This window comes from Marinomonas sp. THO17, from assembly GCF_040436405.1.
Classification (GTDB): domain Bacteria; phylum Pseudomonadota; class Gammaproteobacteria; order Pseudomonadales; family Marinomonadaceae; genus Marinomonas.
In genome coordinates this window covers 1983505-2002171 of record NZ_AP031575.1, presented here as the reverse complement: position 1 = coordinate 2002171, position 18667 = coordinate 1983505, and the positions used below count along the sequence as shown (strand labels likewise).

The following is an 18667-nucleotide window of genomic DNA, read 5'->3' as shown; positions in this document are numbered from 1 at the left end:
ATTGTATGATTCAAGATAAGCACTCACAGCCGTATTTTGCGCGTTTATGGGATGTGTTTGCCTCCTTTTTTTTATTGGGATGGACCAGTTTTGGTGGTCCAGCAGCCCATCTCGGCTACTTTAATCAAACTTTTGTACAGCAGAAACAGTGGGTCACGGCTTCTCAATACGCGCAATGGGTAGCCTTGAGTCAAGTGGTGCCAGGGCCTGGATCCAGTCAAGTAGGCTTTGCACTGGGCTATCACCGGGCTGGTATTTTGGGCGCTGTGGCCGCTTTTGTTGCTTTTACCTTGCCGTCTTTTTTGATCATGGTGTTACTGGCTCAGTTTGGTCATCATTGGCAACAAGAAGCTATGTTTGAAGCAATGGTTCAGGCATTAAAACTTTTGGCTGTAGTGGTGGTTGCGGATGCTTGCGTGACCATGTGGCGTGCTTTTTGTAAGAGTAAAATGACCATGTTTCTGGCCATCGCCAGCGCTTTGATATTGGTTATGATGCCAAGTGCCCAGATGAGTTTGTTGGTGCTCTTGGCCGCTGGACTGTTATCGGTTTTACTCTTGGATACTGAGCCTAAAGAACACACGTCTTTACCGAAAATATCTTTGGCTGGATGGTTTTTCTTCATTGCCGTTGGCGTGTTTGTGGCAAGCTTTTTCTTTTCGCAAGGGCTTGGACAATTGTTTGCCGATTTTTATCAAGCGGGAGCTTTGGTGTTTGGAGGCGGCCATGTGGTGCTGCCTATGCTGTCATCTTTTGTGTCTGACAGCGTGAGTGAGGCAAATATCCTAATCGGTTATGCGGCGGCGCAAGCGGTTCCTGGCCCCATGTTTACCATGGCCAGTTATTTGGGCGCGGCTTCAGCACAAGGGAATATCTGGTTGTGGGCTGCGGTTGCCACATTGGCCGTATTTCTAAGCGGTTTGTTATTAATGTTGGCAGCACAAGGGGCGTGGCAAAAATTATCGGACAATCGCCGTTTTATGGCTGCAGTGGCTGGATTAAATGCCGCTGTGGTGGGGATTTTACTGGCCGCTCTATATTATCCGATTGGCACATCCAGCTTGTATTCTTGGTTGGACATCTTGGTGGTTACTCTCGGGTTTGTTTGGTTGATCTGGCGTCGTCCTTCTATTTTTTTACTTATCATAAGCTTTGTACTGGTGGGCTTATTGCGTTACTTGTGGTTACCTAACGCTTTCTAACTAATCTCAGTTATCGCTTGAATTTTGTGAATCCAACGCCATTATCTTGAAGTAAATGCTTAGAGTGAGAGTGGGTTATGGCAAACACGGTTTTTTGTAAGAAATATCAAAAAGAAATGGAAGCGCTAGATAGGGCGCCTTTGCCAGGAGCGAAAGGTCAAGAAGTGCTGCAAAATGTGTCCAAGCAAGCATGGCAAGAATGGCAATTGCTGCAAACCATGATGATCAATGAAAAACAACTTAATCTGATGCAACCTGAGTCACGAAAATACATAATGGCGCAGATGGATAAGTTCTTTAATAACGAAGAGACTGACAAGGTCACCGGTTATGTTAGCCCAGATGACATAATGGAGTTGTAATCCTTATGGTGAAAAAAAGCCCGTTCATTGTTAAGTGAAAGGGCTTTTTATTATGTTTTGTATAGTAAGGGGCTATTGGGTGACAAAGCTGGCAAATAAAATGTCTTTCACTGGTGTAATGCCGGTTTCTGTCTTAAGAGCGTTGTTTACGGCTTCTGCCGCTCCTTCTCTGGTTTCTTCTCGAGCGATGGCACCTGTCACTTGATCTGTGGTACGAGAGCTCAGAAACATCACAATGGCATCTCGTACTACGGGCATATTATCTTCAATCAATTCCACTCGGTCTTCATCGGTACGAATGCTGATACTGGTTTTGATGTATTTGAGTTGAGAGCCTTCACTTTGGTGATTGACGATGAAAATTGGCGTTAATTCAACGTAGGCAGGCGGAGCCACCTCTTCGGCTTGAACAAGCGAACTCAATAAACCACTGGTAGTAAATAAAAGCCACAGTATGGAGGAGCGAACTAAAGGCATCTTCAATGACATGGTCGTATCTCGTATTCATTACTATAACTAGTATACTAACTGGCAAACTGGCATATTGTCAGCAGGAATTTTGCACTTTTGTTGTTTCTTGCTGTCTGAAGGCGTGGTTTATTTTCTTGATATTAGGGAATGTTATTTATGATCCAGCTGATTTCTGCTCGACGTTTTCATGGGTTGATCGCTTTGCTTGCTTTTGTTTTGCTAGGTATCGCTTTTTATATGGAATATGAAATGGGTCTAGAGCCCTGTCCATTATGTATGTTGCAACGCATTATGTTTTTCGGTGTTGGTTTGGTGTCATTGCTTTCTGCGTTGACAGCGAGTGTCAAAGTCAGAAAAGTGAGTGCCAGTTTGGTTGTGGTGTTATCCCTGCTGGGGGCGGCTTTAGCCATTCGTCATTTGTATCTACAGCATTTACCCGCGGAACAACTACCTGCTTGCTTGCCGGGATTAAGTTATATGTTCGACGTTTTTCCATGGCAGGAAATCATGCAAGCTATGATTATGGGAACCGGAGAATGTGGCGATGTGGTTTGGACTTTCTTGGGTTTGAGTATTCCAGCTTGGACCCTAGTCGCTTTTGTTGGTATGGCAATTGTAAATGCCTGCATTGCAATGATGGTTAAAAAAACTACATCCTTCCCATAAAAGGTTACAAATCCCTGCAGGGTCTCGCCTTGCAGGGGGCAATTGATAGGAATATGCTTGACACAAGGCGAAAAAGTAATGAATCGGTTGGAGTCTGCATATGTTAGAAGGTTGTAAAACAGCCCAAGAGCGGTGGGGCGGTGTGCATGAAATTATTGATCGTTGGTTAGCTCAGCGTCGTCAAATGATCGAATCGTTAGTGTATCTTCGTGAACGTGGTGAGTTTACGCCAACGGATACACCGAAAATTCTCTCCTTGTGTGAAATGCTTGTGGATTATGTGTCTGCTGGACATTTTACGGTTTATGAACAGCTCGCTATCGAGGCCAAAGAATTTCATGACGATGGTGCGATTGTGTTGTTGGGTGAATTGTTGCCAGAAATCGACAACACGACTCAAGTGGCCATTGAATTCAATGACAAATACGATACCAAAGCCCATTGTAATACTCAGTTGGAAGCCTTGCCTTTCTCTTTGCAAGCATTGACTGTGGTATTGGCCGAGCGTTTTCAATATGAAGATAAATTGATTAAGGAACTACATGAAGCGCACAGTGAAAAAAGCGCTTAAGCGAGGTTTTTGGACGGCTTCTGTGCTGGCCCTGATTGCTTGCTCTGCCGAGGCGCCGACGCGCACTGCTCAATATGCGGTGCAAGGATTGTATTCAGCGGATTTGAGCAATGATGGTAGTTTTGCTCTTATTGGTTCTATTGAGCATGGCGGAAGCTATTGGAAAACCTCAGTCAATGAAAGGCGTTACAGCTGGAACCATGCTCAGGGGGAGTATTCTTCCATGAGTAGCGTTGACATTTCACCAAATGGTGAGTTTGCCGCTACGGGTGGCGCTCGTACCTTGGTATTGTGGCGTACGGTGAATGGACAAGCGGATGGTTATTGGACTACACCAGGTGACATTCAATCGTTAAAGTTAACAGAAAATGGTGACTATGCTCTACTGGGGTTAGATGACCAAACTGCGCGTTATTTTGACATTAAACGCGGCGGTATTTTGCAGACCTTGCGTACCGGCGCGACAGTGCGCGCTGTGGATGTAACACAAGATGGTCGATGGGGGATTACCGGCGACGATTTGTCAAAAGTCAGTGTTTGGGATTTGCAAACAGGACAGAAGAAATTTGAATGGGAACTCAATAATCGTATTTCTACTGTGGCCATTTCTGCGGATGGTAAATATGCATTTGCTGCAGCGCAATTAGGGAATGCCAAAATCTGGTCTTTGGTTAGTGGTCGTGAACTAACGGCGGTGGATACGGGTAAATTAGAATATCGTAACGTTACCATCAGTAAGGCGGTTTTTTCCCAAGACAATCGCCAATTGCTTACTGGAGAGGTAACAGGCAAGGTGTCCTTGCTGCAGGTCAGTACCGGGCAGGTTCTCAAAGAGTGGCAAGTTCATAAGGTCAGAAAGCGTCCTTCTGGTGCCAGTGTGATTGCCTTGTCATTTGGCTTAAGTAATCGTTACTTTGCTGTGGGCAGTAACGGCTATTTTAATGTATTGGATTGATCTTCAGTGAAAAGCATGTTGCATGGAAAATGGGCGGCCGTATTTGCTTTGCAGGCTTTTATGGCGGTGGCAACGGGGGCGTTTGGCGCTCATGCTTTAGCGCATTTATTGGCTCCAAACGCCTTATCTTGGTGGCAAACAGGCAGTCAATATCTCATGTATCACTCTTTAGCAGGATTGGTCGTAGCGGCCTTAAGTGGCTATCTAAAGAACCCGACTCGTATTCTGTTAATTTTCTTTATCGGTAATCTTCTTTTTGCTGGTAGCTTATGTTTAATGGCACTGACTGGGATGACTTGGCTTGGTATGATTACGCCTTTGGGTGGATTGAGTTATTTATTGGCTTGGTTGCTTCTGACTTGGCAGTTGTGGCAATAAAAAGAGACACCATCCTTTGAAGTCGTTTGAAAAACCACGACATATTTGCGTATTTACGTTAGCATACGCCTGAATTTTCTACCAAGTAAAAAGAAAAATAGAGCGATCATGAAAGAGCAACAAACAGATATCTCCAACACAGACGCTGCTCAAGGCCATCAAGATCCCATTAAAAAGCGGACCATTCGCAGTTTTGTGGTACGCGGTGGTCGTATGACAGAAGGTCAGCAAAAAAATTACGATGCGAATTGGGAAATATATGGCCTGAATTTAGAAGACGGCCGCATCGATTATCATCAAGTATTTGGTCGTGAATCTGAAGTCGTGCTAGAAGTGGGCTTCGGTATGGGCGCTTCCTTGGCTGAAATGGCGAAGAATGCGCCAGAAAAAGATTTTATTGGTATTGAAGTCCACCCACCTGGTGTCGCTAAGCTGATGATGTTAGCGCAGGAAGCTGGTCTTACTAATTTGCGTGTTTATTGTGACGATGCCATTGAAGTCATGGCAAGCTGTTTGCCTGAGCGAGCGGCCAGTAGTTTCCAGTTGTTTTTCCCTGATCCTTGGCATAAGAAAAAGCACAATAAGCGTCGTATTGTACAGCCTTTGTTTGCCCAACAAGTGGCAAACGTATTAAAACCAGGCGGCCAATTTCATATGGCAACCGATTGGCAACCTTATGCTGAGCACATGATGGAAGTCATGGAAGTACAAGCTGAATATGAGAATGCTGCAGGAAAGGGAGAATATTACCCGCGTCCAGAATGGCGTCCGCTGACGAAATTTGAACAGCGCGGCGAGAAATTAGGCCATGGCGTTTGGGATTTGATTTACCGAGTGACTGATAGAGTCAAGTAAAGTAAAGTTAAAGATCAAATAGTTAACGAGTCTGACGTTAATCAAAATATCTTGCAGAGTAAGGGGAAAGTAACAGTGAGTGGAAAAGTGTCAATTGAGTCGCAAGAATTGTCTCAGTATCCATCTTATCGGGATGACGAAATAGATTTAAAAGAATTGTTTCTTGCGCTCTGGCAAGGTAAATGGATTGTCCTTGTTTCTACTTTTATGGTCACCATTTTTGCTATTGTGTATGCCCTCATGGCGCAACAGAAATGGACTTCGGAGGCCGTAGTAACTGTACCTCAACCAAGTGATTTTGAAGCATATCAAATAATGGTGAATGGCTATCAGCCATTGTTTCATACTTATCAAGTTGATGAAGAGGAGGGCATCATGACAAAGCTTGATGTATTGGTTGAGCCAATAAATGTTTTCAAAATTTTTATTCAGCAATATCAATCGAGATCAAATAAGTTAGCATATTTGTCCTCAATTGATGCATTTCAAGAAGAAGTTAATTTCATTCAGCAAGAGTTTACTGGTGATGAATATTTAAGCCAAGAGCAAAAGTTGTATGTCCATTGGGCTAGTAAGCTTTTTGACATAGCGCATGAAACGAAAAAGGATGCTCCTGACGTTTATGTTTATACCCTGAAGGGAGAAAGTGATACTGATCAAGATAGCTTTGAACTTCTTCAAAATTATATTATTTATGCTAGTCAGCAAGCTAGAAAGATCGCTATTGCTAACCTTAATTCTATTGTAAAGGTAAAAGAGTATGAATTACAGCAAGAGCTCTCTATGCTTCAAGATCAAGCTAAAGAGAGTTTAGAGGCTGAATTGGCTCAAAGTAGATATGCTTTGAAAATAACTGAGGCTGCTGGAATTCAAAGGCCAATAGAAAATTTGGGTGTAAGTGATTTATTTCCTATCAATATAGGTGCCAATGCATTGGCAGCGAAAGTAAAGGTCTTGGAAGAGCTTGATCAGCTTTCGGTTCTAGATCCAAGGTTAGATGTGGTAAATTCAGAATTGAGATTAATTGAACGTTTAAAAATTGATAAAAATGCAGATTTTGAAACTTTTAGATTCATTGATGCCCCTGAAAAGCCTTTGAGTCGAACTTCGCCTAACAGAAGACTTATTGCATTGCTTGGGGTGTTGTTGGGAGGAATGTTAGGTTGTTTAATCGTGTTGGTGCGCTTCGCTTTTCGTGATAAATAGATATTGTAATCCATGATTTACGAAATAAAAAAGCGATCATTTCTTGTTCAGAGAGTGATCGCTTTTTTTACTTTTGTTTTAGTATAAAAGTGTTACTTTATTTCTACGCTTTCACGACTGTTACCAGCATCAAAATATTCTTGGAATACCTTAGGTGTACGACCACGGCCAGTCCATTCATATACTTCACCATTAACCGTTAGACGGTATTTTGGTTCAACGGTTTTGCCTTTGGTCGCACCTACTTTGGTTGAAGTCAGCTTGGCAACTTCTTCCATTGTGAGGCCACTTTTGGCGATCAAGTTAGCGATTTCTTCAGCGCGAGCAGACTTTTCTGCTTCTTGAGCTGCGCGGGCTGCTTCCTCTTCCTTGGCTTTTTCTAAAGCATTAGTTAAACCTGCAATTAGGTTTTCCAATTGTGCAACGCTCAATTCTTTTGCTGCTGCACGTGCTTTTGCTTTGTTACCTGCTAACTCAAGTAATAAACTCATCGATATCCCCTATTTATCTGTTAGAACTGGTTGAGTATGGTCCTGTACTGAAAAATAGATCCATCTTTCACACCCAGTAGTAAGTGTTAAAATGACGTAATGAAGATTTGAAAAAGTTTAGATAACTTGTTCGTCACTTCCTTATATGAATAACAACCATTGTTTCCGTACAGGTCGATTATTTCACTTAGCTTTTATAAAATGACAAGATAGTCAATATTTATAAAAATAAACTGAAAATTAATGCATGAAAATAATATTTCATTTTATTTCATTTCAGTCTGGCAATGGATTCTAATAAAAATTAGAAAAATATGCTAATAGAATTATAGACCATATGAGTGATAAAAGTGTAAAGAGTAGGATAATAAATGAAGTCAGTATCACAGGTTTTAAGCTCTGAGTTTTTATGTTCGATTAAAGTGTCGGAAAACATCATTGCATTATTCGAAGAGGACGCAAGTGTCCCATTTATTGCACGCTATCGAAAAGAAAGCTCTGGAGGTATGACAGATGTTCAATTGCGTAATTTTTTTGAACGCTGGCAATATTTAGGTGAGTTAAATAAGCGTCGAGAAAGTATTTTGTCCTTACTGGAAAAAGATCCTCATGCCACGGCGGTGATAAAAGAGAAAATTCATGCCGCTGTTTCAAAAACGGAATTAGAAGATATTTACGCCCCCTTTAAAAAGACACGAAAAAGTAAAGCAGATTTGGCCCGTGATAAGGGCTTACTCGCGTTAGCTATAGCAATCTGGCAAGGACGCTGTTTACCGGAAGAGCCAAAAGTAGCGATTTGGATTCAGCAAAATAGGATGAATATTTCATCAAAAGAAGCCCTTCAAGGTGCCCAAGACATCATTATAGAAGCACTTTGTGATGACAGTGATGTATTAAAAATGGCACGGTATGTACTATTAAAAGACGGCGTGATTCAGAGTCGTGTTTTGAGAGGTAAGAAACAAGAAGGTGAAAAATTTCAAGACTATTTTGAGTATGAAGAAGCCGTATCCAAGGCCGCTGCACATCGGTTGTTAGCGTTATTTCGTGGTAAAAAGGCAGGTATTTTAAAATTAAATATTCAATTGCCTTCTGAGAGGGGTTATCCAAACGAATTAAATCTTCCTCACCTAAATAATATATTTGAGGAGAATCTTTCTACGCCAAGTCAGTTATCCTCTATTCAAAAACACTTTCTGACCTTGGCTTGGCAATCAAGGTTACAGAGTAAATCAGAAACAGAGGTGCTGAATCAATTAAAAGAAAAAGCGGAAGAGGGGGCAATTCAAGTCTTTGCGAATAATTTAGAAGACTTATTAATGGCTGCTCCAGCAGGCGCTCATAGAGTATTGGGAATGGATCCAGGCTTTCGAAATGGTGTAAAACTTGCTGTTATAAATGAGCAAGGGAAAGTATTGGATCACAGTGTTATTTATCCGCACTCACCACAAAACCAAGTGCAGCAAGCCAAACAAACATTAATTAAATTCATTAAAAAGTATGCAGTGCCTTGGATAGCCATTGGTAATGGTACAGCGTCAAGAGAAACGGAAAGTCTAACGAAAGAAGTGATACGAGAACAGGTCCTATCCTGTCAGGCCATAGTCGTCAGTGAGGCCGGTGCTTCGGTCTACTCGGCGTCACAAATTGCTATTGAAGAATTTCCTGATCTCGACGTCACCATACGAGGGGCGATCTCGATTGCACGTCGATTTCAAGATCCATTAGCGGAATTGGTGAAAATTGAACCTCAAGCTATTGGTGTTGGTCAGTATCAGCATGACATAAAAGCCAGCGCTTTATCGGGCTCATTAGCACATGTCGTGGAAGACTGTGTGAACCGTGTGGGGGTAGATTTAAATCTTGCATCCGCTTCTTTGCTTTCCTATGTGTCTGGATTAACAGAACGCCTTGCACAAAATATAGTGCGATATCGTGAAGAGAAGGGTCGTATAGAATCGCGTGCCGAGTTAAAAAAGATCAAAGGGATAGGCGAAAAGTGTTTCGAGCAGTGTGCTGGTTTTTTACGCATACTTAACGGTAAAGAACCGCTGGATCAATCCGGTGTGCATCCAGAATCTTATCGTCTCGTAAAACAAATGGCGCAACAGCTGCGGTTAACTAGCAAAGACTTGCTAAATAATGCTGCTGCCATTCAGCAGCTCAAAGTAATGGCGCCACAATTTCAGTCTGCCGGTGATTTTACATATACCGATATATTGGCTGAGTTGGCCAAGCCTGGACGAGATCCCCGTCCTGAATTCAAATATGCTGCGTTTGATCATAGTGTACAAAGAATTGAAGACCTTCATGAGGGGATGAGCTTAGAGGGGGTAGTGACGAATGTGGCGGCGTTTGGAGCCTTTATCGATCTAGGTGTACATCAGGATGGTTTGATTCATATTTCACAATTAGCGGATCGATTTGTAAAAGATCCTCGTGATTTAGTTCGAGTTGGGCAGGTGGTCAAAGTGCAAGTACTGGATGTGGATGTAAAGCGCAAGCGTATTGGCTTAAAAGCGCAAGGGCTTTGAGGATATCTTGTTATCTTGTTGAAGCAGAAAACAAAAAAGCCAGTTAGCGATTAACTGGCTTTTTGAGAATTGGAAGTGGACTTAAACTGCTGCAGCTATCTTGGTTTTCGCTTCTTCAAATGCTTGCTCTCCTGGTTCGCCCATTGCTTGGCCGCCAGCAATGAAGGTGGCTTTTACATTAAGACCTAGGAAGCCTAGGAATGTATTGATGTATGGGGCTTGATGATCCATAGGAGTGTCTGCAAGGAAACTGCCGCTGGCTGAGAATACGTAAGCGTCTTTCTTGACCAAACCTTCAGGACCGTTTTCAGTGTATTGGAAAGTTCGACCAGCACGTGCAATGTAGTCAAAGTAAGACTTCAAAGTTGAAGGAATGCTGAAGTTGTACATAGGTGCAGAGATAGTAATCAGATCCGCCGCTTCTAATTCATCGATCAGTTCATCGCCAATAGCGACAATGGCTTTTTGTTCTGCAGTACGGTTTTCTTCCGGTGTAAATAATGCGCTAAGTGTTTCGTTAGTAAAGTGTGGGAGCGGGTTGGTGTCTACATCACGAGTCACGATTTTGCCGTCTGGGTTTTTCGCCAGCCACTTCTCGACAAAAGCGTCTGCTAACTGACGAGATTTAGAGTTAGCGCCAGCAGCGCTGGAATCAATACGTAATAATGTTGTCATCTTATGTCTCCGATATCTTGAAAAGCCATTTAGGCTAGGTTTTGAGAAAGTAAAAAAATGATATAGCCAAAATATTCGATTAAAAAGTGACTTTTTTTGGAGATATTGATCGAATAATACGATACTTTAGAGGTCAAATTTACAGACAGTTAGAAGAGTCAAAGTGAAATCACCTAGAGTTACCTTAGAACAGTGGCGAGTACTCCAAGCAGTGGTTGATAAGAGCGGTTTTGCCCAAGCGGCCGAAGCCTTGCATAAAAGCCAATCTTCCGTCAGTTACACAGTGGCTAAACTTCAAGAGCAGTTAGGTTACCCGCTACTTATCATTGAGGGCCGTAAAGCCAAATTAACAGAGCGTGGTGAAGTCTTACTACGACGCTCTCGTCATCTTATAAAAGAAGCGGTGGAACTGGAAGAATTAGCACATACTTTGGGACAAGGGTGGGAGCCAGAATTGGAATTGGTTGTGGATCAAACTTTTCCAACACCTGCCCTGCTTCGCGCCCTCAAAGCATTTGAGCCACAAAGTCAGGGGACTCAAGTGCAGTTAAAAGAAGTTGTTTTGAGTGGTGGCTTGGAAGCTTTGCAAAAAGGCCGACCTGATTTGGTGTTAAGTGGCATAGTGCCTAAAGGTTATCTGGCCGATCCCATAGTGGAAGTAGAATTGTTAGCCGTTGCTTCGCCTTTACACCCTCTTTTTGAAGAAGAAGGGGCTGTGAATAATGAAAGACTCAGTCGCGAATTGCAATTGGTGATACGAGATTCTGCCGTGGAGTCTTCCATGGATGCAGGTTGGTTAGGAACCGAGCGACGTTGGACGGTATCCAGTGTGCAGTCGGCATTGGAAATTGTGGTCAGTGGTGTTGGTTTTGCTTGGTTGCCAAAAGCTGATATAGGGGAAGAACTGCAAAACGGTAAATTAAAACGGCTCAATTTAGTGTCTGGTGCGGAACGTAATTTTCACCTGTATGCTATTTTCGGTAAGGGTGAAAGAACCGGCCCTGCCACACGTCTATTAGTTGAGCTACTGCAAGAAGAATGTAATGTTTGTCCTAATCATAAAGACTAGATGCATTAATTGATTTATGGACAAGTTAAGCCTGTTTTTCATTGAGTCCCCTTTGATTTCTCCAAAAATTTTCTCATAAAAGTGTCAACTGGTGACAAAAATAAGTATGAAATTTGTCCTATAGTATCGATAAATCATAGTCTTATTGATTTACATTTAATATTGTCAATTATTTTATGACAATTTGGGTTGTTGCTTAGGATGGTGCAGGTTTTAATAGCCTAATACGCTTATATTCATATCAAATATAATACAAGGAAGCTTCATGAGTCTGGACATAGTAATTCTTGCTGCTGGTAAAGGCAGTCGAATGAAATCCTCTTATTCTAAAGTGCTGCATAAAGTTGGTGGTACCGCTATGGTAAGGCGTGTATTAACAACTGCCAGTAGGATGCCAGAAGCAAATTTACATTTAGTGGTAGGGCATCAAGGGGAGCAAGTTTCTGAACATTGTCAGGACTTTTCCGTTAATCTGGTCTGGCAAAATGACCCTCAAGGAACAGGCGATGCATTGCGTCGTGTGGCACCCTCTCTACAAAACACAGGTTCAACATTAACTCTCTACGGCGATGTGCCGTTAATTAGTGCCAACACACTTGAAAAGATGGTGTCTTTATCTTCTCCAAATACTTTGGTGATGCTTACTATTAATCTCGCTGATCCGACGGGTTATGGACGTATTGTTCGTAATGGTCAAGGCCAGGTAGCGGCGATTGTGGAACAAAAAGACGCAAGTGTAGAAGAGTTGGCGATTCAAGAAGTGAATACGGGTATCTTGCTGGCGCCAAATGCCCATTTGCAGGCTTGGTTGGCAGCGTTAACCAATGATAATGCGCAAGGCGAATATTATTTAACAGACATTATTGCTATGGCGGCTCAACAGGGGATAGACATAGTGACTGTGCAACCGAGTAACGAAGCAGAAGTTGCCGGTGTAAATGACAGAATTCAGCTGGCTGCTTTAGAACGCGAATGGCAGCAACAGGTGGCGAGCGAATTGATGCGCCAAGGGGCGACATTGCTTGATCCAGCCCGCCTTGATGTGCGCGGTGAGTTACAAACCGGGCAAGACGTTGTCATAGATGTGAATTGTGTGTTTGAAGGCAAGGTTGTGCTGGGCGATAGGGTTGAAATCGGTCCGAACTGTTATTTAAAAGATTGTGTCATTGGGGAGGGCACTTTAATCAAAAGTCACTCCATGATCGACGACAGTCAAGTGGGAGATGCCTGTGATATTGGCCCCTTTGCTCGTTTGCGTCCAGGTACCAAACTGGCAAACAAAGCCAAGATTGGCAACTTTGTTGAAACCAAGAAAGCCCACATTGGCGAAGGCAGCAAGGTAAACCATTTGAGTTACGTTGGTGATACTCAAATGGGCGCTAATGTAAATGTGGGTGCCGGCACCATTACTTGTAACTATGATGGTGTGAATAAACATCTCACCCAGGTGGCCGATAATGTGTTTATTGGTTCTAACACCTCCTTAGTAGCACCAGTGGAAGTGGCAGAAGGCGCCACCATTGCAGCAGGCTCAACTATTACCAAAGCGGTTGGTGAAAAACAATTGGCCTTTGCCCGTGCAAGACAATCAAATAAGGATAATTGGCTACGCCCAACGAAAAAGTAGTGGCTTAGAAAACTTCAAAAGCTGAACCATCATTAAGATTAGATTAAAAGATAAATTGCTTGAGCTGACTGGTGTTTGCTCGGGCCAATAAGGATAGATTTATGTGCGGAATAGTGGGTGCGGTTGCACGTCGAAATGTGGCAAAAATTTTACTTGAAGGCTTGAGCCGTTTGGAATACCGCGGTTATGACTCTTCTGGCGTAGCTATTAATAATGATCAAGGCGTGTATTCACATCGTGCTGTTGGCAAAGTGCAGGCGCTTCGCGATAAATTCGAAGAGCAGCCTTTAGATGGCAAAATGGGCATTGCTCATACCCGTTGGGCCACTCATGGAAAACCAACCGAAGCCAATGCCCATCCGCATTTCTCAGGTGACGATTTGGCTTTGGTTCACAACGGTATCATCGAAAATCATGAGCCATTACGTCGCGAACTAAAAGAAAAAGGCTATCAGTTTAACTCTGAAACAGATACAGAAGTGATCGTTCACTTGATTCACGATGCCTTAAAAACAGACAGTGATTTGTTGAAAGCCGTACAAGCTAGCTTAGGTCGTTTAGAAGGTGCATTTGCGATTGGTGTAGTGCAAAAAGACGACAATGAACGTTTTATTGCGGCGCGTAAAGGCAGTCCTTTGGTGGTGGGCGTAGGCATCGAGGAAAACTTTGTGGCGTCTGATCAACTGGCCTTGTTGCATGTGACTGACCAATTTATCTTTCTTGAAGAGGGGGATGTGGTTGAGGTGACGCGTGATGCTGTGACCATTTATGATGAGCAAGGTAAGGTGCAAGAGCGTCCTGTTAGCGTGTTTAATCATAATGTGGATGCCACGGATAAAGGTGAATTCCGTCATTACATGATGAAGGAGATTTACGAACAACCCAAAGTGATCAGCGCTTGTTTAGAAGGTCGTATCAGTGACACTAAAGTGCTGACCAGCTGTTTTGGCGCAGAATCTGATTTCCTGAAAAAAGTTGAGAACATACATATTGTGGCCTGTGGTACCAGTTACCATGCTGGTATGGTTGCCAAATACTGGATTGAGGAATTAGCAGGCTTGCCCTGCAGTGTCGAAGTGGCCAGTGAATATCGTTATCGTAAAGTGGCGGTGCCAAAAAATACTTTGTTTTTGACCCTTTCTCAGTCTGGTGAAACAGCAGATACCTTGGCCGCATTGCGCATGGCAAAAGAACTAGATTACCTGACCACACTGGCTATCTGTAATGTGCCTTCCAGTACGTTAGTACGCGAGTCGGCTTTGACCTTATTGACTAACGCTGGGGCTGAAATTGGTGTTGCCTCCACTAAGGCGTTTACTACTCAATTAACGGCTTTATTGATTACCAGTGTGGCGATTGCAGTTGAGAATGGTTTAAGTGCTGAGAAAGAAGCGGAATTGGTGCAAGCCATGCGTTCCTTACCTGCTCATGTGGATACGGCTCTATCGCAGGACAATCATATTAAGCAGATTGCGGACAAATTTGCTAATAAGCATAATGCTTTGTTCCTTGGTCGTGGTGCCATGTTCCCCATAGCTTTAGAAGGCTCCCTAAAGCTCAAAGAAATTTCCTACATTCACGCAGAAGCCTACCCAGCCGGAGAATTAAAGCATGGCCCATTGGCATTAGTGGACGAGGATATGCCTATCATCACCTTAGTGCCGCATAACGATATGTTGGATAAAATCAAATCTAACTTACAGGAAGTGACTGCCCGTGGTGGTGAATTGTATGTATTTGCGGACAAGGATACAGACTTGCACAACGAGGGTAATGTGACCTTCTCAGAAGTGCCGAAAGTGGAAGCCATTTTGGAACCCATAGTGCACACTATTCCTTTGCAACTCTTGTCTTATCATGTGGCTGTGGTGAAAGGAACCGATGTGGATCAACCTCGTAATCTGGCGAAATCTGTGACAGTGGAATAACTTGTGCTAAAAAAGCCCAGTTAGTATCCTAACTGGGCAAAACTCTTACAGAGAGTAACACTCATGGTGAGACTCGTTTGAGCCTCAAAACTTCACTTTCCTTTAGCTATTTCTCTCACTAAGAAATACTAGCCATGTAAACTGCTGGTGAGCCATTCACATCGGATCCATATAACACTGATTGATTGTCAGGCGTAAAAGAAGGATGCGGGTGATTGATTTGGCGATCACCGTTCAACACTGCCCAACTGGTGTTGTGCTCAGCGATAGCCTTGATAGAATCTGTATTTAGATCAATCACATAAAGATTTGGGTCGTTCTCTATGGTGTGCCCAGAAGTGTCAGTAACATCCACTGGGGTGCCTGAACCATCGCCAACCACTAGGCTGCCGTCATAATTACTCATTAAGTGACTGCAAGCCGGCATTTCGGTTTCCACTTTGAATTCCAGTGTGTTGGCATCCACGGAGCAAAGTTCACGTTTGTTGGTATTGGGACGGTAGGACACGAACATCATTTTAGAACCATCAGGCACAAAGAATTCGTGAGTACAGGATTCGTCTTGGTTCTGTTCGTAGACTTTGCGCAGATTGTCACCGTTTTCATCAACCATCCACATTCGAGTTTCTACTAAATCATGAGGGCCCTCATGACAAAAGGCCACGGTATTATCGTCATTTGGACGATACAGCGGATGGCCAAGCCAGATATTTTCTTCATAGACTACATTACGCTGACCTGTTTGTAGGTCGATGGAAATTAATCGACAGCGAGGGCTTTGATGGTAAAGTTGAGCAAATTTTTCCCAACTGTCCAACTCAATGTAATCTGTGTCTTTGATTTCGATGCCAACCACTTTAGTGCACGCTGAGTTAGGTACCCAAGTGCCATAACCAATCCAGCCTTTTGCGACTTCGTAAAGTGTGCTGTGTTCTTGAGTTTTTAAATCGACACGAATGAGTTGTTTGTTGTTTTTAACAAAGATGAGCGCGTCATCTTGGCTGGTTAAGAACCCACCAAAGACATTGTCACCGCTGCCTTCGGTAAGTTGTAGTGCTGTTTCTTCCTCAAGGTCAAACAAGTGGTAATTGCGATTTTGATCAAAATTTCCTGCCAATAACAACTTATTGCCATCATTTGTGAAGCATTTTTGATAAAAATAATTTCGGTTACAAATAAAGTTGTCTGGCGTAATTTGTGAGATGCTTGCACCCGTTTTAGCATCTTTAGCATGCTTAAAAGGTAATGATAAAAGCTGACCGAGTGGCATGTATCCCTCTCTTATTTTTGTTAATGGTCGAAAAGGTCGACAGGTAATGAGGATCATTTGAAATTGATAATATAAAGTTTGAGTTGATGCTGTCAACAAAAAATGAAAAGCTGTTTCGAAAATAATTTTAATTTATTCAAAAAAATGGCGAGAAAGGTTTTTCTCATCTAGCCTGCATAAAATGAGTAAAACTAATAGGGATGTTACTTGTTGAGAATTTACACTATAATCGCAAAATTACATTTCAAAAAAAATGAAACCATTGATGTTCGAAGAAGAAGCTTATGTCGAAAGAAGAAAATAGCCATCAACAAATTGAACCCGTCTCTTCAGTCATGAAGGTTTTCGCTATTCTGAATGCCCTTGCCGAGAAAAAGTCTTCAGGTGTGACTGAGCTTTCACAAAAGGTCATGACCTCTAAAAGTACCGTATATCGTTTTCTGCAAACTATGAAAATGTTAGGAGTTGTCAGTCAAGAAGGGGAAGACGATCGTTACTCTTTGACATTGAAGCTCTTTGAGACTGGAGCAAAAGCCTTGGAGCACGTAGATTTAGTGTCTCTAACAGAACCTCATATGACGCGTATAGGTGAGCTGACAAAAGAAGCTTTGCACCTAGGTATTCGTGATCATGACAGCATTATGTACATCTACAAGGTAGATGCTCAGTATAATTTACGTATGCAGTCTCGTATTGGTGGTCGTAATCCACTTTATTCAACGGCAATTGGTAAAGTTTTACTGGCTGAACGTCCTGAAAGCTACATTCGTGAAATCTTTAAAGGCATTGACTTCGTTCCATCCACTGCGAAAACACATCGTTCCATTGAATCCCTTTTGGTGGAATTGGAAGAAGTGAAAAAGCAGGGTTTTGGCATGGATAATGAGGAGCAAGAAGAAGGGTTACGTTGTATTGCTGCTCCTATATACGATCGCTTAGGTAATGTGGTGGCGGGTTTGAGCTTGTCTTTTCCAACCTTGCGTTATACTCAAGAAAAATTTGAGACTTACACCAGTTTGTTAAAAGAAGCGGCAGCACAAGTGTCAGAAAAACTGGGTTACGTAAAAGCCGCCTAATCCTCCATCCTTACCATTAACGCGGCTATGTTTTTTCTATGGCCGCGCATAATCATGCTTCTCTGCCAATAAACAATGGATGGAGATTTAGACAAGTTCATTTATCGATCTTATCTTATTGATTGCTTGTGTTCTCACCTTACCATTTCAGATTTAATCTTAAGATACATTTGTTTTTAAGAATTAATTGAAACGCTTTTTCATAAAATATTGAATAATGTTTTGTTTGGCTGCTATAGTATCTGAGTCTAAAACAAGAATACTAAGAGCTATCCTATGTTTGTTTACAATAAAGAAGTCCCACTTGAAGACTTAGGTGACGGCGTTTCTCGCAAAATTATGGCGTACTCAGATAACATCATGACTGTTGAAGTACACTTTGAAAAAGGCGCAGTGGGGCCGTTACACAATCATCCTCACGAGCAGCTAACCTATGTTCTTTCGGGCAAATTTGAATTTACCATTGGTGATGAAACACGCATCGTGAGCCAAGGCGACACACTCTATAAAGAGCCAAATGTGATGCATGGTTGCGTGTGTTTAGAGCCTGGCATATTGCTGGACAACTTCACTCCTATGCGCAAAGACTTTCTGGGTCTAGAAGACTCTTACTATAAAAAACAGGATTCTTGATATGAAAATTGCACTAATGATGGAAAACAGCCAGGCCGGCAAGAATGCAATCATTCTTGAGCAATTAAATGATGTTGCAGGCGGCTTGAATCATGATGTCTATAACGTGGGTATGAGCGATGAAAAGGATCATCATCTTACCTACATTCACCTTGGTATTATGGCCAGCATTTTACTTAATGCCAAAGCGGTCGATTTTGTCGTTGCGGGCTGTGGGACGGGTCAAGGTGCCATGATGTCTCTAAATGCACATCCTGGTGTGGTATGTGGATATTGCTTGGAGCCTTCGGACGCCTTTTTGTTTAATCAAATTAATAATGGCAATGCCATTGCGATGGCGTTTGCTAAAGGCTTTGGTTGGGCAGCGGAATTAAACGCACGTTACATTTTTGAGAAAGCCTTTACAGGGCCGCGTGGTGAAGGGTATCCAGTTGAACGTAAAGAACCTCAGGTTCGTAATGCGGGTATTTTGAACCAAGTAAAAGCCGCAACAATGAAGGATAATTACCTTGATACCCTAAAAGCCATGGATCCAGAGCTAGTGACAACGGCTGTAACAGGCAAGCGTTTCCAGCAGTGCTTGTTTGAAAATGGACAAAGTCCTGAAATTGAAGCCTATGTTCGCTCTTTAATAGAATAGCGACTAGCGATTTCAAATCCTTGGATCAGAATTTAAAAGGGAAGGGCATTTGTCCTTC

General features: G+C 42.6%; 19 protein-coding genes. 15 read left to right on the top strand and 4 right to left on the bottom strand.

Going from position 1 to position 18667, the window contains the following annotated elements:
- Positions 1-5 precede the first annotated feature (5 nt).
- A complete protein-coding gene (gene chrA, locus ABXS85_RS09550; protein WP_353666298.1) occupies positions 6-1202 on the top strand; it encodes a chromate efflux transporter in 1197 nt (398 codons plus the stop codon).
- 77 nt (positions 1203-1279) lie between these two features.
- On the top strand, positions 1280-1564 hold the full coding sequence (locus tag ABXS85_RS09545; RefSeq protein WP_353666297.1) for an oxidative damage protection protein: 285 nt from the start codon (positions 1280-1282) through the stop codon (positions 1562-1564).
- Positions 1565-1636: 72 nt separating this feature from the next.
- Here the strand turns inward: ABXS85_RS09545 and ABXS85_RS09540 are convergent, their stop codons facing one another.
- The gene (locus ABXS85_RS09540; protein ID WP_353666296.1) at positions 1637-2053 is read right to left on the bottom strand and encodes a flagellar basal body-associated FliL family protein; all 417 of its coding nucleotides are present in this window, start codon (positions 2051-2053) and stop codon (positions 1637-1639) included.
- Positions 2054-2191: 138 nt separating this feature from the next.
- On the opposite strand from ABXS85_RS09540, the gene ABXS85_RS09535 reads away from it, so the two are divergent.
- From ABXS85_RS09535 to ABXS85_RS09510, 6 genes are all read left to right on the top strand, one after another.
- The gene (locus ABXS85_RS09535) at positions 2192-2701 is read left to right on the top strand and encodes a disulfide bond formation protein B (protein WP_353666295.1); all 510 of its coding nucleotides are present in this window, start codon (positions 2192-2194) and stop codon (positions 2699-2701) included.
- 100 nt (positions 2702-2801) lie between these two features.
- Positions 2802-3272: a sigma D regulator gene (gene rsd / locus ABXS85_RS09530; protein ID WP_353666294.1), complete on the top strand. Its 471-nt coding sequence runs from the start codon at positions 2802-2804 to the stop codon at positions 3270-3272.
- Positions 3244-4227 carry a hypothetical protein gene (locus tag ABXS85_RS09525; RefSeq protein WP_353666293.1) on the top strand — a complete coding sequence of 328 codons (984 nt, stop codon included), beginning with the start codon at positions 3244-3246 and terminating at the stop codon, positions 4225-4227. The genes rsd and ABXS85_RS09525 overlap by 29 nt, the downstream gene beginning before the upstream one ends.
- 15 nt (positions 4228-4242) lie before the next feature.
- Positions 4243-4605, top strand: coding sequence for a DUF423 domain-containing protein (locus ABXS85_RS09520; protein WP_353666292.1), 363 nt, complete (start codon positions 4243-4245; stop codon positions 4603-4605).
- A 108-nt stretch (positions 4606-4713) separates the two neighbouring features.
- Positions 4714-5460: a tRNA (guanosine(46)-N7)-methyltransferase TrmB gene (gene trmB / locus ABXS85_RS09515; RefSeq protein ID WP_353666291.1), complete on the top strand. Its 747-nt coding sequence runs from the start codon at positions 4714-4716 to the stop codon at positions 5458-5460.
- A gap of 75 nt (positions 5461-5535) precedes the next feature.
- Positions 5536-6666, top strand: a complete 1131-nt coding sequence (locus ABXS85_RS09510) for a Wzz/FepE/Etk N-terminal domain-containing protein (RefSeq protein ID WP_353666290.1) — start codon at positions 5536-5538, stop codon at positions 6664-6666.
- 92 nt (positions 6667-6758) lie between these two features.
- On the opposite strand, the gene ABXS85_RS09505 is transcribed toward ABXS85_RS09510, so the two are convergent.
- A complete protein-coding gene (locus ABXS85_RS09505) occupies positions 6759-7157 on the bottom strand; it encodes an H-NS histone family protein (RefSeq protein WP_353666289.1) in 399 nt (132 codons plus the stop codon).
- A gap of 371 nt (positions 7158-7528) precedes the next feature.
- On the opposite strand from ABXS85_RS09505, the gene ABXS85_RS09500 reads away from it, so the two are divergent.
- Positions 7529-9691 carry a Tex family protein gene (locus ABXS85_RS09500; protein WP_353666288.1) on the top strand — a complete coding sequence of 721 codons (2163 nt, stop codon included), beginning with the start codon at positions 7529-7531 and terminating at the stop codon, positions 9689-9691.
- Positions 9692-9772: 81 nt separating this feature from the next.
- Here the strand turns inward: ABXS85_RS09500 and ABXS85_RS09495 are convergent, their stop codons facing one another.
- Positions 9773-10366, bottom strand: coding sequence for an FMN-dependent NADH-azoreductase (locus tag ABXS85_RS09495; RefSeq protein WP_353666287.1), 594 nt, complete (start codon positions 10364-10366; stop codon positions 9773-9775).
- 163 nt (positions 10367-10529) lie between these two features.
- Between ABXS85_RS09495 and ABXS85_RS09490 the strand changes: the two genes are divergently transcribed.
- From ABXS85_RS09490 to glmS, 3 genes are all read left to right on the top strand, one after another.
- A complete protein-coding gene (locus ABXS85_RS09490) occupies positions 10530-11435 on the top strand; it encodes a LysR family transcriptional regulator (RefSeq protein ID WP_353666286.1) in 906 nt (301 codons plus the stop codon).
- Positions 11436-11700: 265 nt separating this feature from the next.
- Positions 11701-13062 (top strand): bifunctional UDP-N-acetylglucosamine diphosphorylase/glucosamine-1-phosphate N-acetyltransferase GlmU, encoded by a 1362-nt coding sequence (glmU, locus tag ABXS85_RS09485; protein ID WP_353666285.1) that lies wholly within the window; start codon positions 11701-11703, stop codon positions 13060-13062.
- Between the two features lie 101 nt (positions 13063-13163).
- On the top strand, positions 13164-14990 hold the full coding sequence (gene glmS / locus ABXS85_RS09480) for a glutamine--fructose-6-phosphate transaminase (isomerizing) (RefSeq protein WP_353666284.1): 1827 nt from the start codon (positions 13164-13166) through the stop codon (positions 14988-14990).
- Positions 14991-15108: 118 nt separating this feature from the next.
- Here the strand turns inward: glmS and ABXS85_RS09475 are convergent, their stop codons facing one another.
- Positions 15109-16260, bottom strand: coding sequence for an oligogalacturonate lyase family protein (locus tag ABXS85_RS09475; protein WP_353666283.1), 1152 nt, complete (start codon positions 16258-16260; stop codon positions 15109-15111).
- Positions 16261-16544: 284 nt separating this feature from the next.
- Between ABXS85_RS09475 and kdgR the strand changes: the two genes are divergently transcribed.
- From kdgR to ABXS85_RS09460, 3 genes are all read left to right on the top strand, one after another.
- Positions 16545-17336, top strand: coding sequence for a DNA-binding transcriptional regulator KdgR (gene kdgR / locus ABXS85_RS09470; protein ID WP_353666282.1), 792 nt, complete (start codon positions 16545-16547; stop codon positions 17334-17336).
- A 276-nt stretch (positions 17337-17612) separates the two neighbouring features.
- Positions 17613-17969, top strand: coding sequence for a cupin domain-containing protein (locus ABXS85_RS09465; RefSeq protein ID WP_353666281.1), 357 nt, complete (start codon positions 17613-17615; stop codon positions 17967-17969).
- Position 17970: 1 nt separating this feature from the next.
- Complete coding sequence (locus ABXS85_RS09460; RefSeq protein WP_353666280.1) at positions 17971-18609, top strand: RpiB/LacA/LacB family sugar-phosphate isomerase; 639 nt, start codon at positions 17971-17973, stop codon at positions 18607-18609.
- The last annotated feature ends 58 nt before the right edge of the window (positions 18610-18667 follow it).